This is a genomic window from Actinacidiphila sp. bgisy160, from assembly GCF_057707815.1.
In genome coordinates this window covers 1-14698 of record NZ_JBYIQW010000031.1, presented here as the reverse complement: position 1 = coordinate 14698, position 14698 = coordinate 1, and the positions used below count along the sequence as shown (strand labels likewise).

The following is a 14698-nucleotide window of genomic DNA, read 5'->3' as shown; positions in this document are numbered from 1 at the left end:
CTGCGTCAACCGCTGCAGCGCAGCACGCCCGCCGCCTGCTTGGCGGTCAGCACGCGCCGCACGCTGTTGGCGACCAGGGTCCGCACCTTCGGTTCGTGGCGCATGGCGTAGCGGATGCCCTCGGCCATCGTGGGGATGCCCTTGGGGGAGACGGTGAGGGTGAGGTCACCGCCGGCTCGCAGGAAGGACAGGGCGCGCTGGCCGAGCGCCACGGACTGGGCGGAGGCCGCCTTGCCGAGGTCGTCGGAGATGATGACGCCCTTGAAACCCAGGTCGTGGCGGAGCGTCTGATCGACGATCAGCGCGGAGAACACGGCCTTGTGCTTGGGGTCGATGCGCTTGTACGTCGCCAGTGAGACCATCACCAGCCCCGCACCGGCGGAGATGCCCGCGCGGAAGGGGGCGATGTTGCCACCGGTGCGGGTCAGCGTCGTGTCCGTCACCGAGGCGGTCGTGTCGGTGTTGCCCTTGACGCTGCCGAGGCCCGGGAAGTGCTTGGGCGTGGTCAGCACCCCGGCCGTCCTCGATCCCTGGACGTACGCCGTGACGTGCGGGGACACCACGCCGGACGTCGAGCCGAACTGGCGGCCGTAGCGGCCGATGGGGGCGTTCGCGGTGCCGATCGAGGCGGGGACGATGTCGGCGACCGGGGCCAGGTTGACGTTGACGCCCGCCTTCCTCAGCTCCTTGGCCCAGCCTTCCGCGCGTGAGCGCAGCGTGGCGGTGGACCACGTGCCTTGCGTCTTGCCGCTGGGGATGGTGGAGAAGCCGGTGCCCTTGAGGACCTGCACCTGGCCGCCCTCCTGGTCCGTGGAGACCAGCAGGCCGACCCGCTGCCCCGCCACCGTCTGCCCGAGCGACTTCTGCAGCCCGTCCACCAGGGTCCGGGTCTTGGTCACACCGGCCGTGCTGCGGCCCGCGAGGAACACCGACCCGACGGCGTACGACTTCATCGCGTCCAGGTCCGCCTTCGGCGGCGTGGGCAACTGGGCCGCGCCCATGAAGAGCTGGCCGACCCGCTGCGTGTCGTTCATCGCCGCCAGAACCCGGTCCGCGCAGGACGCCTTCGGGGTGGCGGTGGCCGCCGCGCGCCCCGTGGCGGCCATGGACTCAGGGGCGGACGGCGCCCTCTCGCAGGCGGCCAGGGCCAGCGTCGTGGCCAGCAGGGCGAGGGACACGCGTCGGGGGGTGAGGACGTACGAGGTCACATGTGCAGCGAATATCCTTGATGTCCTGTATGTCAATCGGAGCGGGATGCCGGGGGGAGGGTCATGACGAGCCGTTATGTCGCCGTGGTGGGGTCCGCCGAGGCCGGCGAGCGGGAGTGCGAGGTCGCCCGCGGGGTCGGCGAACTTCTGGCCCGGCGCGGTGCCGTCGTCGTCTGCGGCGGGTTGGGCGGGGTGATGGGCGCCGCGTCCGAGGGCGCCCGCGCGCACGGCGGGACCACCGTCGGACTTCTTCCGGGCCGGGACCGCCGGGCGGGTGACCCGTCCCTGTCCGTGGCGATCGCCACCGGCCTCGGTGAGCTCCGCAACGGCCTCGTCGTCGCCGCCGCCGACGCGGTCGTGGCGGTCGGCGGCAGCTGGGGCACCCTGAGCGAGGTGGCGCTCGCCCTGCGGACCGGGAAGCCCGTCGTCGTGGTCGGCGGCTGGGACGTGCAGGGGCCCCCGGCGGGGAGGACGTTCCTGCGCGCGGCATCCGCCGAGGAGGCCGTGGAGGCCGTGGAGGCCGCGCTGGCGGGGTCCTCCCCCGGCGGCTGAGCGACGGAGGAGGGCGCGCGGCGGTCAGACGGCGATGGGCTTCAGTCCGGTGCGGCGGGCCGGTCCCGCCGTGCCCGACTCGCGGCCGGGACCGCTCGCCTTGAAGGAGCCGAGGGAGGCCGCCAGGACGGGCGCCGCGCCGTTGACGCGGAAGGCGCCGGTGCGGACCCGCCGGGCGATCTCCAGGCCGTGCTCCCGGTCCGCCGTCCGGACCCCGCCGCCCGGCCCTACGGGGAGTCAGCCGGGCAGTGCCCGTGTCGCCGCGGCGGCGGGGCGCGGCCCTGCCGGAGACACCGCCTCCCCGCACCGGGCCGCCCTTTGGGGCGGTTCGTACCGGCACCGGGCGGTTCGGCGTGTCATGGCGCAGGTCGTCACCGGTTGCCCGAACCGTCGTGTCGCCGTTGGGACATGTCACAGCTGTGACAGCTGATAACCGGTGACACCTCCCTGACGTCGGCAGATTCTGTCGGACAGCGCGTGACCCGGAGCTGTACGAAAGGTGTTTGGCTGATGGCATGGTTCCGCCTTACGGCGGCGATATCGACAGTGCTGGTGGTGACACTCGGGGGCACGACCAGCGCCTCCGCGGGGACCGCCCCGGACGGTCCGGCGCGATCCGCCGACCGGGTCGGGACGTACTCCACCACCGTCCGGCTGGTGACCGGTGACCGGGTGACGGTGACGTCGGTGCCCGGTGGGCGGCGCACCGCCTCGGTCCAGCCCGGACCCGGCCGTGAACACATCCCCTTCCGCACGCTGGAAGCCGACGACAAGTCCCTGACCGTCCTGCCGTTCGACGCCGAGGCACTGGTGTCCGCGGGCACCCTGGACCGCCGGCTGTTCGACGTGACGGCGCTGATCGCCGCCGGCTTCGACGAGGCGCACACCTCCACGCTGCCGCTGATCGTCTCCTCGCGGCCGGAGCCGGCACGGGACGGTGCCCGGGTCGCCGCGCGGGCGGCGAAGGCCGCCGAGGCGACCGCCGACCGGCTGGTGGCGCTCCGCGCGGACAAGGCGCCCTCCCGCACCCTGGAGAGCATCGACGCCCGCTCCTTCCGGGTCGACGGCGACGAACTCGGCGCCTTCTGGAAGACGCTGAACCCCGGCGGGACCTCGGACGCCGCCCGGGCCGCGGTGACCCCGCGGGTCTCGCTGGACGGCAAGGTCAAGGCGGTGCTGGACCGCAGCACCGCGCAGATCAACGCGCCCGCCGCGTGGAAGGCCGGCTACGAGGGCCAGGGCGTGAAGGTCGCGGTGCTGGACACCGGTGTCGACGCGAACCACCCCGATCTCGCGGGGCGGATCGCGGAGGCCAGGAACTTCTCCGACAGCACGAACACCGAAGACCACTTCGGGCACGGCACGCACGTCGCCTCCATCGTCGGGGGCACCGGCGCGGCGTCGGAGGGGACCCGGCGCGGTGTGGCGCCGAAGGCGGACCTGCTGGTCGGCAAGGTGCTCGGTGACGACGGGTCGGGGTCGGAGTCGCAGGTCATCGACGGTATGGAGTGGGCGGCGGGCGAGCACGCCAAGGTCGTCAACATGAGCCTCGGTGCGGACATCCAGACCGATGGCACCGACCCGATGAGCCAGGCCGTCAACACCCTGACCGCGTCGACGGACACGCTGTTCGTCATCGCCGCGGGCAACGCGGGCCCGGGCGCCTCCACCGTCGGCTCGCCGGGCGCCGCCGACGCCGCGCTGACCGTCGGCGCCGTGGACCGGGACGACTCCCTCGCCTCCTTCTCCAGCCGCGGCCCGCGCTTCGGCGACGGCGCCGTCAAGCCCGACGTGACCGCGCCGGGTGTGGGCATCGTGGCCGCCCGTGCCGCGGGCACCACCATGGGGGACCCGGTCGACGCGAACTATGTCGCCGCCTCGGGCACGTCGATGGCCACTCCGCACGTCGCGGGCGCCGCGGCGCTGCTGGCGCAGCAGCACCCGGGCTGGGGCGCGCAGCAGATCAAGGACGCGCTGATCAGCACCTCGCGCACGGTGCCCGGCACCAAGGTGACCGAGCAGGGCGGCGGCCGGATCGACCTGGCCACCGCGACCGGCCCGATCACCGCGACCGGCACGATCGCGCTGCCCCCGGTCCAGAACGGCGGAACGGCGGGCCGGCAGCAGGCGGCCACCGTGCGCTACACCAACACCGGTGACAAGAAGGCCGACCTGAAGCTGGCCGTCACGCTGTCCACCGGAACCGGGCGCGCGCTGCCCGAAGGGGTCGTCACCCTCGGCTCCGGCACCGTGAGCCTCGCGCCCGGCGCCACCGCCGACGTCCCGCTGAGCACCGACCCGGCCCACGCTTCGCGCGGGAAGTACTACGGCTTCGTCACCGCCACGGCGGACGACGGCACCATTGTCGCGCACACCACCGTCAGCCTCGAAGTGCACGCCCCCAAGCACAAGCTGACCGTGGTCGCCCGCGACCGCGACGGCAAGGTCATCGAGGGAGCGGCGCCGACGATCTGGGGCGCCGACGGGTTCGTGGAGTACAGCGGCTTCGAGCCCGCAGTGGCCGAGGTCGAGGAGGGCACGTATCAGCTCAGCTTCGGCATGCTGGACAACGCCGCGGACGGCCAGGAGCTCCGCGAGGTGGTCAACCCGGAGGTGAAGGTCACCAAGGACACCACGGTGACGCTCGACGCCTCCAAGGTCACCGAGGTGAAGATCCGCACGCCCCGGCCCGCCGAGCAGCGCGGCATCCTCAGCTACCAGACGTACCGGAAGATCGACGGCAACGGCCTGCTCCAGGGCGTGATGTTCTTCGACATCGCCAAGCGGATCTACGTCAGCCCCACCGCGCGCGTCACCGACGGCGACTTCGAGTACGCCTCGCGCTGGCAGCTGGTCGCCCCGCAACTGCGGGCGAAGGTCTCCGGCACGTCGCAGGCCTTCACCCCGTACTACATGCCCGCGTCCCCGGCCTTCGACGACAAGGGCGCCAAGCTGACCGCCGTCGACGCCGGCACCGGCACCGCGGCCGAGCTGCAGAAGGCCGGCGTCCGCGGCAAACTGGCCGTCGTCCGCTGGCACTTCACCGATGAACGGGAGCTCGCCGAGGCGGCCGCGGCCGCCGGGGCCAAGGCGCTGACGCTGGTCGTGGAGGACGGCTTCTACCCCTGGACGCGGTGGAGCCCGACCGGCGACCGGATGGCCCTGCCCACCATGCGCGCCGGCGCGGCGGAGGGCACCGCGCTCCTCAAGAGCATCAACGAGCGCACCACCACGGTGGAGTTCTCCGGCACGGTGCGCAGCCCGTACCTGTACGACGTGATGCAGGTGTCGAAGGGCTTCGTTCCGAAGAACCTGGTGCACACCGTCTCCGAGCGCGAGAGCGCCGTGGTCCGCAGCACCTACACCCGTACCGGCGCCTCGCAGTGGGCGAGTGAGCAGCGCTTCGGGTGGCGTCCGTACCAGGACACCGCCTGGCTCCAGTACAGCCGTGAGGTGCCGACGGGCCGCGAGCGTGTGGAGTACGTGACCGGCGGGGACACCCTGTGGCGCCACACCGTGCACCACAACGTCGTCTTCGGCATGGACACCCCGCTCGGGGCAGGCATGCACAACGTGCCGCGCACCTACCGGCCCGGTCAGAAGGCCACGGAGCGCTGGTTCGGGGCCGTGGTCCGTCCGTCGATTCCGCGCGGTGCGGCCTGGCCGTCGGTGCGCAGGGGCAACACCCTGTCCCTCTTCGTTCCGGAGTTCAACGACTCCGGTACCGGCCACTATTCGTTCTACGAGATCAACGGCTTCGGTGGCGGCATCGGAACTGGCGCGGCCCGCGCCGGCGACGGAGCGTCGCTGGACGACACCGCCGTCGCGGTGCTCTACCGCGACGGGCAGCGGATCGCCGAGTCCGGCCATGGCGCGTGGGGCGACTTCGAGGTGCCCGCGGGCGATGCCGAGTACCGGCTGGACCTGGCGACCACCCGGGTATCGGACGACTGGCGCTTCGGCGTCGGCACCCGCACCTCGTGGTCGTTCCGCTCCGGTGCCGCCGCCGACATGACGCTGCTGCCGCTGCTCCAGGTCGACTACGCCGTACCGGTCGACGCCCGCAACGCGGTGGGCTCCGCCCGGCGGTACGACCTGGGCCTGAACGTGCGGATGCAGGACGGCATGGCCGCGCCGCGCGGGGTGACCCTGCGGGTGGAGACGTCCTACGACGACGGGAAGACCTGGACGACGGCGCGCACGGCCCGCAAGGGCAGCGGCTTCACCGCCACCGTGGAGCGTCCGTCGCGGGTGCGCGGCGACGCCTATGTGACGCTGCGTGTGACCGCGACCGACGCTGCGGGCAACAGCGTCCGGCAGACGGTGGACCGCGCCTATCTGCACAGCGGAACGGGGTCCTCCGGACGACGGTGACGGTGGGGCGTCACCGTTGACACTGCGGCGGGTGCAGGGGAGTGTGGGCCCCTGCACCCGCCGTGCCATTGGCACGAAACATTTCCCGGGTATAGTCCAAGCTTTAACGATATGTGCGGCTTGTGCGCGGACTGCGCGCCTGCCGTGCGGACCGTCCTGTACCCGGAGGAACGCGGCATGCTCGAGGCGGCTGGTCTCACCGCGGTCGAGGAGACCGTCTACCGGCTTCTGGTCACCACCGCGACCGCTTCGGCGGACGAGGTCGCCGCCCAGACGGGCCTCCCGCCCGGCCAGACGGAGGGCGTCCTCGCCGCCCTCGCCACCAAGGGGCTGGCCAGCCCGACCGACGGTTTCCCCCGGCAGTACGCAGCCACCCCGCCCGACGTGGCCCTGCTGCCGCGGCTGCAACGTCAGGCCGACGCCCTCGACAAGGCCCGCACCGCGGTCACCGACCTGCTGGAGAGCTACCGCAGCACCGCGCGCCGCCAGGACGCCGGCCAGCTCATCGAGGTGATCACCGGCAGTGAGGCGCTGCGCCAGCACCTGCGGCAGATGCAGGAGAACGCACGCCACGAGATGCTCTGGTTCTGCAAGGCGCAGTACGTCGCCATGCCCTCGGGCAGCAACCGCGCCGAATACGACGCCCTGGCCCGCGGTGTGCGCTACCGCGTCCTGTACGAGCGGGCGTTCTTCGACGACGAGGGGGCCATCGACAACGTTGTTGAGGGCGTCCAGGCCGGGGAGATGGCCCGCTCCGTGCCCCACCTGCCGCTGCGGCTGGCGGTCGCCGACCGCACCATAGCCATCTGTCCCCTGGTCCCCGGCGGCCCGCACGGCAGCCCCAACGAACCGACCGCGGCGCTGCTGCGCGACAGCAGCCTCCTGGAGGCGCTGACCGCGCTGTTCGAACGCTACTGGGAGGACGCGGTACCGCTGCACGTCAGCGCGTCCGGCGCGATGAGCGGCACCGACGGAGCCGGCGAAGCGGACCCGCTGTGCGAGACCGACCGCCGGCTGCTGTCGCTGCTCGTCGCGGGCGTCGCAGACAAGGCCATCGCCAGCCAGATGGGCCTGAGCCGGCGCACCGTGCAGCGCCACATCCAGCACATGATGACGCTCGCCGGCGCGGCCACCCGCATGCAGCTCGCATGGCAGGCTGCCCGCCGCGGCTGGCTCTGAAAGGGGTGCGGGAGGGCTCGCGGGCGTAAGGTGAGAGTGGCGCGAGTGCCCAAGGACGGAGCGTTGGTGCCATGTCCCGACGTCACACCGCTCCCTCCAGCAGCGCCGAGGAGCTGTTGCACACACTCGGACAGCTCACCGGCCGCATCCTCGAGCGGATCAAGATGCAGCAGGCCCGGGTGGAGCTGGCCGCCGCACTCCAGCGGCACACCCTCGGCGCCGCACTCCCGGCCGTCCCCGGACTGCGCGTGGCGGGCCGGTACGCCCCCGCCCGTGACGGGCTCGACATCGGCGGTGACTGGTACGACGTGTTCCCCATGGCGGACGGCAGCGTCGGCTGCGCGATCGGCGACGTACAGGGCCACGACGTCGAGGCCGCCGCCTACATGGGCCAGGTGCGCACCTGTCTGCGTGCCGTCGCCGTCGCCACCACGGAACCGGCGGATGTGCTCGCCCGCACCAACGACCTGCTGATCTCCATGGGGTCCGCCCCCTTCGTGACCTGCACCTTCCTCCGCTTCGACCCCGCGACCTGCGAACTGGTCGACGCCCGCGCCGGACACGTGCCGGCGGTGTGGGCCACCGACGACGGTGGCTGCGAGATCGTGCTCGACGAGGGCGGCCTGCCGCTGGGCATCCTCGACGGAGAGAAGTACCCCTCGACCCGCCGCGTTCTGGCCGGCTCCGGTGCCTTCGTACTGGTCACCGACGGCGTGGTGGAAGGGCCCGGGCATCCCATCGACGAGGGGCTGGCACGCGTGGCGGAGCTGGCCGCCGCCGGCTGCACCGCGGACCCGGACGAACTGGCCGCCCGGGTGATCGCCGTGGCCGACCTCACCGGGCACAGTGACGACGCCGCCGTGCTCGTCCTCGCGCACGGCGGACCTTGCGGGGCGGCACCGCGATGACCGCCGCCGGCGGACACGCAGAGGGGCTCCGGGGCCGCAGCGCCACGGCCCTGTGGGTCCTGGCCATCGCGGCCGCCTACTACGGCGCGGCCCGCATCGGCCTGGAGCAGCAGCTGGTGCGCGGCCAGGTCACCCCGATGTGGCCGCCGACCGGGATCGCCCTGGTCGGCCTGCTGCTCGGCGGCATCCGGCTGTGGCCGGGGATCGCGATCGGCGCGTTCGTCGTCAACATCGCGATCGGGCCGTCCCTGCTGCCCGTGCTGGGGATCGCGGCGGGCAACACCCTCGCCCCGGTGTGCGCCTGCCTGCTGCTGCGCAGGGTGGGGTTCCGCGTCGAACTCGACCGGCTGCAGGACGCTCTCGCCCTGGTGTTCCTCGGCGCACTCGGCGGGATGCTGATCAGCGCGACGATCGGCAGCGGCGTGCTGGTGGCCTCCGGGGCCGTACCGGCCGGCGCCTTCTGGTCCACCTGGTCGGTCTGGTGGACGGGCGACGCGATGGGCGTGCTGGTGATCGCGCCACTGCTGCTCGTCCTGCGCAACGTCCGGCCGCCGCGAGGGGTACCGCCGTACCGCTGGGCGGAGGCGGCGGCCCTGCTCGCCGGCACCGCGCTCGTCACGGTCGTGGCCACCCACAGCACGCCCGGGCTGCTCTTCCTCGTCTCACCGCTGCTGATCTGGGCCGCGTTCCGCTTCCAGCTGGCCGGCGCCGCGCCCTGCGCCCTGATCACCTCGCTCATCGCGATCGACGCCGCCGCGGCCGGGTCCGGCCCGTTCGCGGGGCTCGACCTCTTCGCCAAGATGGCGACCCTCCAGGCCTTCAACGGGTCCGCCGCCCTGACCGCCCTGCTGCTGTCGGCGACCGTCACCGAACGGGAGCACACCCGCCGCGAGATCGAGCTGGTCTGCCGCAGGCTCGGCGAGGCCCTGTCCCGGCTCGCGCCCGACGAGCAGATCGAGCACTGGGCGGCCGTACCGCCAGGGGAACGGGGCCACGAATAGCGGCGTCGCTGCGCGCGTCCCGCCGCCAAGGTGGCGCTGTGTGCGGAGATCACCAGCGCCCTGCTTTCGCCACCGGGATGACGCTGCAGGGCGCGATGCGCTTCGTGGGCCACCCGCAGGCGAGCGAGCGGCTGCTGCGGGCCGTGGACGACCTGGACGAGACGATCGAGATCATCCGCTCGACGATCTTCGGGCTGCGCAGTCACGACACCGGCCCCGGCCGCCAGGGGCTGCGGGTGCGGACGGCGAAGGCGGTGGAGGAGGCCGTGCCCGGCCTGGGCTTCACCCCCGTCGCTGCGCATGGAGGGGCTGATCGACACCGATGTGCCGGCCGTGGTCGCCGACCACGTGATGGCCGTGCTTGCCGAGGCCCTGTCGAACGTGGCCCGGCACGCCAGGGCCCACGCCGCGGAGGTGTCCCTGGTCGTCGGCTCCGGCACGCTGACCCGCACGGTCAGCGACGACGGCGTGGGCTTCCCGGGCACGGGCGCCGCGGCGGACTGGCCGACCTCGCGCTGCGCGCCGGGAAGCCGGGCGGAACGATGACGCTCGACAGACCCGACCACGGCGGCACCCGCCTGGTCTGGCGGGTGCCGTCGGACGGCCGGGGTACGCGCTGATCAGCCCCACTGCGCGGTCTCGCGGACCGGCACCTGCGGCGCGCCGTACCCGGACGCCGAGGCACCGAACCGGATGAGCATCTGTACCAGGCCCGGACCGCAGTCCGTGGTGCGCATCGCCGCCCGCAGGTCCGGCCACTGCATCGCCTCGTGCAGCAGTGTCGCGTGGACGGTGTGCGCCGTCGCCAGGAGCACCACCCGCTCCATCGCCTGCCCCGCCCGCAGCCAGTCGGCGCACGTGTCGTGCGGCGTGCACAGCACCGCGACCAGCGACCGCGGCCCGGGATCGGCCAAGGCGGCCGTTCCGGCCCCCGATTCCTCGTGGACCCGGCCCCCGGAACCGACGGCGCGGCCCGTGCCCGTCGCACCGCGCTGCTCGGCCTCCGCGGTCAGCCGCAGCAGCCGCAGCGCCTCCTCCGTGCGGGGCAGGGTCAACGACGCTCCCTCCGCGTGCGCGGCGTCGATCAGCTCCAGCACGACCGCCCCGGTGGGGCAGTGCGCGAAGTACGGCGTACGGCAGTTGTGCCGCCGCCAGATCGCGTCGTACAGATCCCGGTATGCGTGGTCGCCGACGTGGCGCGGGCCGATCGGGCGCACGGCGGCGAGCAGGTCGGGGTCGCCGGGGACGGGCAGCAGCCGCACGGCCGTCTCCCAGCCGAAGTGCGCCAGCGCGACCCGCAGGTTGAACACGGCGGCGCCGACGGACACGTGCAGGGCGCGGGCCGCCGCCTCGGAGTCCGGGACGCCCGGTTCGGGGACCGCGCGCACCTGGAACGTGCCGGTGTCCGGATCGAGACGGTAACGCCAGGGCCGGCTGCCGCGGAACGAGGGCGCCGCGACAGCGGCGGAGATCAGCTTCTCCAGGGTCGCCCCGTTGAGCGTGGTGGGATTCATGACGCGCTCCCTCCGGACGGCGCGTGCTCCACCCTGCACGTCGCGACGCCCCGTGGGGAGGGCCGACCGGCCCTACCGCCTGGGTCGCCGGGGCATCCCTGCGAAGCCGTCCCGCCCGGCCGGCTCACGCACACCGGCAGGCGCCGGTGCCGCCGTGGTGGCGGCTCGCGCTGACCGGCACGCGTGCCGTCGGGGGGTGCGGTGCTTGCCAACCGTGCCGGCGCGCGAAGGCGCTGTATCCGGGTATGTCCCCTCAGGGACCCGGTCCCGGTGCGCCGCCGGTGTGCTGGCGCTGCGTGGCGGGCACGGCCGCCTGGATGCGGCGCTCGACGCCGAGCTCGTCCAGCATCCGGGAGACATGGTTCTCGACCGTCTTCTCCGACAGGAACAGCCGTTCCCCGATCTGCCGGTTGGTCAGTCCCTCGCCGACCAGCTCCAGGATCTCCCGCTCGCGCGAGGTCGGACCGGCCGGCGCCTCGTCCCGCGGCTCCGGCTGCTGCTCGTGCTCGCGCAGGCTGTGCATCAGGCGGGCGGTGGTGGCCGGGTCGAGCATCGGCTGGCCCGAGGCCACCGTCCGGACCCCGGAGGCCAGTTCGGAGCCCTTGATCTGCTCAGCACATAACCGGCGCACCGGCCGTGATCGCGTCCAGCGGCGCGTCGTCGAAGGAGGTCAGCATCAGACAGGCCAGCCCCAGCATGCGCGAGCGCAGCTTCCCGACGCCGGTGCCGTCGGCGGGGAGGCGCACGTCGGCCATCGCTTCGTCGGGCCGCAGTGCCGGGGCGCGCGCCCGGTGCCACCGGCCACGCGCTCCTCAGTGCGCCGTGCTGCCGCTGCCCTGCGGACCGTACAGGTCCAGCAGCCGGGTGCGAGCCCCCTGAAGGCGGTGCGCGACGACCTGCGCGACCCGGCGGGCGACCGCCCGCCCGAACACCGCGTCGGCCTCGCACAGCGCCCGTACCAACGTGGCGTCGAACTCGTCCGCCCTCACCGGGCTCTGCGTCCGCGCGCCCAGATGCCAGCAATAGGGCGGGAAGAGCCACGAGCAGCCGAGCAGGTCACCCGGGCCGAGGGTCTCGACCACGGCGGGCTGCCGGCCGGGCACGTGCAGGTCGAGCGCGACCGAGCCGGTGCGGATGATCCAGAAACGGTCGGCCTTGTGCCCCTCCTCGAAGATCCGGGCCCTGGCCGGGAAGGACACTTCACGCGCCAGTTCCAGCAGTCGCCCGCGGGTCTCCGGGGGCAATGCGTCGAGCAGGCCCGTCGTGGTGGTGGTCATCGCGTCCTCCCTCTCGTCCGGTACGCCCTCACCACCAGGGTGCTCCGGCACCCGGGAGCGCGAGGAGGGGCCGACCGGCCCCAACGCGGGAGCGTCGCGCCGTCATCGGGGAGGGCCCCTTCGGCCCCCAGCTGTACTCCCTGGTGACGCCCGCGGCGCTGGCCCGCGTCCTGCTGTTCCTCAACCCACTGCTGTCCGCGATGCCCCAGCACCCCGAGCACAACTGACGTACGGGAGGCGGCGGCCGGGGGTGTTTACCAGGTGTACTGCGAAGCGGGCGGCTCGCAGAGCTCGAAGAGGAGCCCGCCCGCCTCGCCGCCGGCGGTGCGGGCCAGCCGGACGCGGGCGCCGCTGCGCACCTGCGTCGGGGAGGCGCCGACGATCCGGCCCCGCACCGAGAAGCCGTCGGAGAGGTCGACGAGGGACGTGTCCCGCAGCGATCGGACGATCACCCCCGTGCCGTCGCTGCGCACCTCTTCGAGCTCCGTGGAGGCGCAGGTGGGACAGAGGAGGCGCTGGAAGGCGGTGTTGCCGCACCAACGGCAGCGCTGGACCAGCAGCCCGCCGTCAACCGATTCGTCGTGCGCGTCGAGAGTCCGGTCATCCATGGCGCACACCATATGGCACTGAGTGCACTTTGGGAAGGCACTGAGTGCCCCGAGTGGGGTCCTATGCGGGGGACTCCTCCTCCGCCAAGCCCGCCTCGATCTCCCGGACGACACGCCACATGGGCGTCCGCCGCTTCGTGATCACGATCACCACGTCGTCCTCCGCCTCCGGGGCGCCCTGCCGCGCGGTGCCCTCCCGGTTCCAGGCGCTGCGGACGAATTCCAGCGCGTGGTCCACGGCCGCGCCGGCGTCGCCCTCCGCGCCGGAACGCAGCCAGGTGCGCAGGCCGTTGTTGTGCGCGGCGACCACGGCTGCCGCGATCACGTCGGCCCGGAGCTTGCCGTCGGGGCGGTCGGCGTAGCGGGTCCCGAGGTAGTCGGCGAGCGCGCGCTCGTAACGCCAGACGACCGAGAGTTCGTATGCCCGCAGGCCGGGCACCTGCTTGGTGAGGCGGTAGCGCTGCACGGAGAAGGTGGGGTTCTCGGCGTACATGGTGAGCACCAGGCGCGCCGCGTCGCAGACCCGCGTCACCGGGTCGTCCGTGTCGGCGCTGGCCTCCAGGAAGCGGGTCATGTCGGCGAGCGCGCGCTCGTGGTCGGGGAAGACCACGTCTTCCTTGGAGGGGAAGTATCGGAAGAACGACCGGCGCCCGACGCCGGCGAGGGTGACGATGTCGTCGATGGTCGTGGCCTCGTAGCCGCGTTCCAGGAAGAGCTGGAAGGCCGCGGCGACGAGGGCGTCCCGCATCGGGGGCTTCGTGGTCATGGAGGCGAACCTAACACCGGGGGACCGTCGATCAATGGCACTGAGTGTGCATAATTGAGGGTACTCGATGCCATGGAAGCCTGACGCGGACTGGAGTAACGGACGTGAGTGACAATTTCGACCTCTTCCGGACGTCGGAGGAGCACGACATGCTCCGGGACGCGGTGCGTTCGCTGGCCGAGGCGAAGATCGGGCCGTTCGCGGCGGAGGTGGACGAGCAGGGTCGCTTCCCGCAGGAGGCGCGCGACGCCCTGGAGGCCAACGACCTGCACGCGGTGCACGTGCCGGAGGCGTTCGGGGGCGCGGGTGCGGACGCGCTGTCGACGGTGATCGTGATCGAGGAGGTGGCGCGGGTGTGCGCCTCGTCCTCGCTGATCCCGGCGGTGAACAAGCTGGGGTCGCTGCCGGTGCAGCTGTCCGGCTCGGAGGAGCTGAAGGCGAAGTACCTGGGCGCGCTGGCGCGTGGCGAGGGCATGTTCTCGTACTGCCTGTCGGAGCCGGAGGCCGGCTCCGACGCGGCGGGGATGAAGACGCGCGCCGTGCGTGACGGGGACTTCTGGGTGCTCAACGGCGTGAAGCGGTGGATCACCAACGCGGGTGTCTCGGAGTTCTACACCGTCATGGCCGTGACCGACCCGGACAAGCGCTCCAAGGGCATATCGGCCTTCGTGGTGGAGAAGGGCGACGAGGGCGTGTCCTTCGGGGCCCCGGAGAAGAAGCTGGGCATCAAGGGATCGCCCACCCGTGAGGTGTACTTCGACAATGTGCGGATCCCCGCCGAGCGCATGATCGGTGCGGAGGGCACGGGCTTCGCCACGGCGATGCGCACCCTGGACCACACGCGCGTGACGATCGCGGCGCAGGCGATCGGCATCGCGCAGGGCGCGCTGGACTACGCCAAGGGCTATGTGAAGGAGCGCAAGCAGTTCGGCAAGGCGATCGCCGAGTTCCAGGGCATCCAGTTCATGCTGGCCGACATGGCGATGAAGCTGGAGGCGGCGCGGCAGCTGACGTACGCGGCGGCGGCGAAGTCCGAGCGGTCGGACGCGGACCTGACGTTCTTCGGTGCGGCGGCCAAGTGCTACGCGTCGGACGTGGCGATGGAGGTCACCACGGACGCGGTGCAGCTGCTGGGCGGTTACGGGTACACGCGGGACTACCCGGTGGAGCGGATGATGCGCGACGCCAAGATCACCCAGATCTACGAGGGCACCAACCAGGTCCAGCGCATCGTCATGGCCCGCAACCTGCCGTAATCAGCAAACCGAGAGTGTGGAGGGACATCAAGTGAGCTTGAGGATCGTTGTCGCG

The 14698-nt window shown here is 72.7% G+C and carries 11 protein-coding genes and 3 pseudogenes; 7 read left to right on the top strand and 7 right to left on the bottom strand.

The genetic code is table 11. From position 1 onward, the window contains the following. Positions 1 to 5 precede the first annotated feature (5 nt). Positions 6 to 1208, bottom strand: coding sequence for a glycoside hydrolase family 3 N-terminal domain-containing protein (locus tag AC3EUJ_RS23185; protein ID WP_431964316.1), 1203 nt, complete (start codon positions 1206 to 1208; stop codon positions 6 to 8). Positions 1209 to 1271: 63 nt separating this feature from the next. On the opposite strand from AC3EUJ_RS23185, the gene AC3EUJ_RS23180 reads away from it, so the two are divergent. Continuing rightward, positions 1272 to 1760, top strand: a complete 489-nt coding sequence (locus AC3EUJ_RS23180) for a TIGR00725 family protein (RefSeq protein WP_431964314.1) — start codon at positions 1272 to 1274, stop codon at positions 1758 to 1760. A gap of 24 nt (positions 1761 to 1784) precedes the next feature. On the opposite strand, the pseudogene AC3EUJ_RS23175 reads toward AC3EUJ_RS23180, so the two are convergent. Beyond that, positions 1785 to 1979: pseudogene (locus AC3EUJ_RS23175) on the bottom strand (aldehyde dehydrogenase); the annotation flags it as partial. Positions 1980 to 2270: 291 nt separating this feature from the next. Between AC3EUJ_RS23175 and AC3EUJ_RS23170 the strand changes: the two are divergent. The 5 genes and pseudogenes from AC3EUJ_RS23170 to AC3EUJ_RS23150 form a co-directional block, all read left to right on the top strand. Then, positions 2271 to 6134, top strand: a complete 3864-nt coding sequence (locus AC3EUJ_RS23170; protein WP_431964312.1) for a S8 family peptidase — start codon at positions 2271 to 2273, stop codon at positions 6132 to 6134. A gap of 177 nt (positions 6135 to 6311) precedes the next feature. Beyond that, positions 6312 to 7313, top strand: a complete 1002-nt coding sequence (locus tag AC3EUJ_RS23165) for a helix-turn-helix domain-containing protein (RefSeq protein WP_431964310.1) — start codon at positions 6312 to 6314, stop codon at positions 7311 to 7313. Positions 7314 to 7384: 71 nt separating this feature from the next. Further along, positions 7385 to 8221, top strand: coding sequence for a PP2C family protein-serine/threonine phosphatase (locus AC3EUJ_RS23160; protein ID WP_431964308.1), 837 nt, complete (start codon positions 7385 to 7387; stop codon positions 8219 to 8221). Next, positions 8218 to 9222 carry an MASE1 domain-containing protein gene (locus tag AC3EUJ_RS23155; protein WP_431964306.1) on the top strand — a complete coding sequence of 335 codons (1005 nt, stop codon included), beginning with the start codon at positions 8218 to 8220 and terminating at the stop codon, positions 9220 to 9222. Before AC3EUJ_RS23160 ends, AC3EUJ_RS23155 begins: the two co-directional genes overlap by 4 nt. A 65-nt stretch (positions 9223 to 9287) precedes the next feature. Next, positions 9288 to 9842, top strand: a pseudogene (locus AC3EUJ_RS23150) (sensor histidine kinase); the annotation flags it as partial. Here AC3EUJ_RS23150 and AC3EUJ_RS23145 read toward each other — a convergent pair. The 5 genes and pseudogenes from AC3EUJ_RS23145 to AC3EUJ_RS23125 all read right to left on the bottom strand — a co-directional run bounded on the left by AC3EUJ_RS23145 (position 9843) and on the right by AC3EUJ_RS23125 (position 13387). Continuing rightward, complete coding sequence (locus AC3EUJ_RS23145; RefSeq protein WP_431964304.1) at positions 9843 to 10736, bottom strand: nitroreductase family protein; 894 nt, start codon at positions 10734 to 10736, stop codon at positions 9843 to 9845. It lies immediately after the preceding pseudogene. A 253-nt stretch (positions 10737 to 10989) separates the two neighbouring features. Next, positions 10990 to 11524, bottom strand: a pseudogene (locus tag AC3EUJ_RS23140) (LuxR C-terminal-related transcriptional regulator); the annotation flags it as partial. Positions 11525 to 11548: 24 nt separating this feature from the next. Next, entirely contained in the window at positions 11549 to 12013 is a 465-nt protein-coding gene (locus tag AC3EUJ_RS23135; RefSeq protein ID WP_431964302.1) for a Crp/Fnr family transcriptional regulator, read from the bottom strand. A 254-nt stretch (positions 12014 to 12267) separates the two neighbouring features. Continuing rightward, positions 12268 to 12621, bottom strand: coding sequence for a Zn-ribbon domain-containing OB-fold protein (locus tag AC3EUJ_RS23130; protein WP_431964300.1), 354 nt, complete (start codon positions 12619 to 12621; stop codon positions 12268 to 12270). A gap of 61 nt (positions 12622 to 12682) precedes the next feature. Continuing rightward, positions 12683 to 13387, bottom strand: a complete 705-nt coding sequence (locus AC3EUJ_RS23125) for a TetR family transcriptional regulator (protein ID WP_431964298.1) — start codon at positions 13385 to 13387, stop codon at positions 12683 to 12685. A 104-nt stretch (positions 13388 to 13491) separates the two neighbouring features. Here AC3EUJ_RS23125 and AC3EUJ_RS23120 point away from each other — a divergent pair, with 104 nt between their 5' ends. Continuing rightward, the gene (locus AC3EUJ_RS23120; protein WP_431964296.1) at positions 13492 to 14643 is read left to right on the top strand and encodes an acyl-CoA dehydrogenase family protein; all 1152 of its coding nucleotides are present in this window, start codon (positions 13492 to 13494) and stop codon (positions 14641 to 14643) included. Positions 14644 to 14698 lie beyond the last annotated feature (55 nt).

Bases quoted from the DNA above. Each gene is read 5' to 3' on its own strand.
- AC3EUJ_RS23180 (WP_431964314.1), top strand. From the start codon at position 1,272: ATGACGAGCCGTTATGTCGCCGTGGTGGGGTCCGCCGAGGCCGGCGAG.
- AC3EUJ_RS23170 (WP_431964312.1), top strand. From the start codon at position 2,271: ATGGCATGGTTCCGCCTTACGGCGGCGATATCGACAGTGCTGGTGGTG.
- AC3EUJ_RS23165 (WP_431964310.1), top strand. From the start codon at position 6,312: ATGCTCGAGGCGGCTGGTCTCACCGCGGTCGAGGAGACCGTCTACCGG.
- AC3EUJ_RS23160 (WP_431964308.1), top strand. From the start codon at position 7,385: ATGTCCCGACGTCACACCGCTCCCTCCAGCAGCGCCGAGGAGCTGTTG.
- AC3EUJ_RS23155 (WP_431964306.1), top strand. From the start codon at position 8,218: ATGACCGCCGCCGGCGGACACGCAGAGGGGCTCCGGGGCCGCAGCGCC.
- AC3EUJ_RS23145 (WP_431964304.1), bottom strand. From the start codon at position 10,736: ATGAATCCCACCACGCTCAACGGGGCGACCCTGGAGAAGCTGATCTCC.
- AC3EUJ_RS23135 (WP_431964302.1), bottom strand. From the start codon at position 12,013: ATGACCACCACCACGACGGGCCTGCTCGACGCATTGCCCCCGGAGACC.
- AC3EUJ_RS23130 (WP_431964300.1), bottom strand. From the start codon at position 12,621: ATGGATGACCGGACTCTCGACGCGCACGACGAATCGGTTGACGGCGGG.
- AC3EUJ_RS23125 (WP_431964298.1), bottom strand. From the start codon at position 13,387: ATGACCACGAAGCCCCCGATGCGGGACGCCCTCGTCGCCGCGGCCTTC.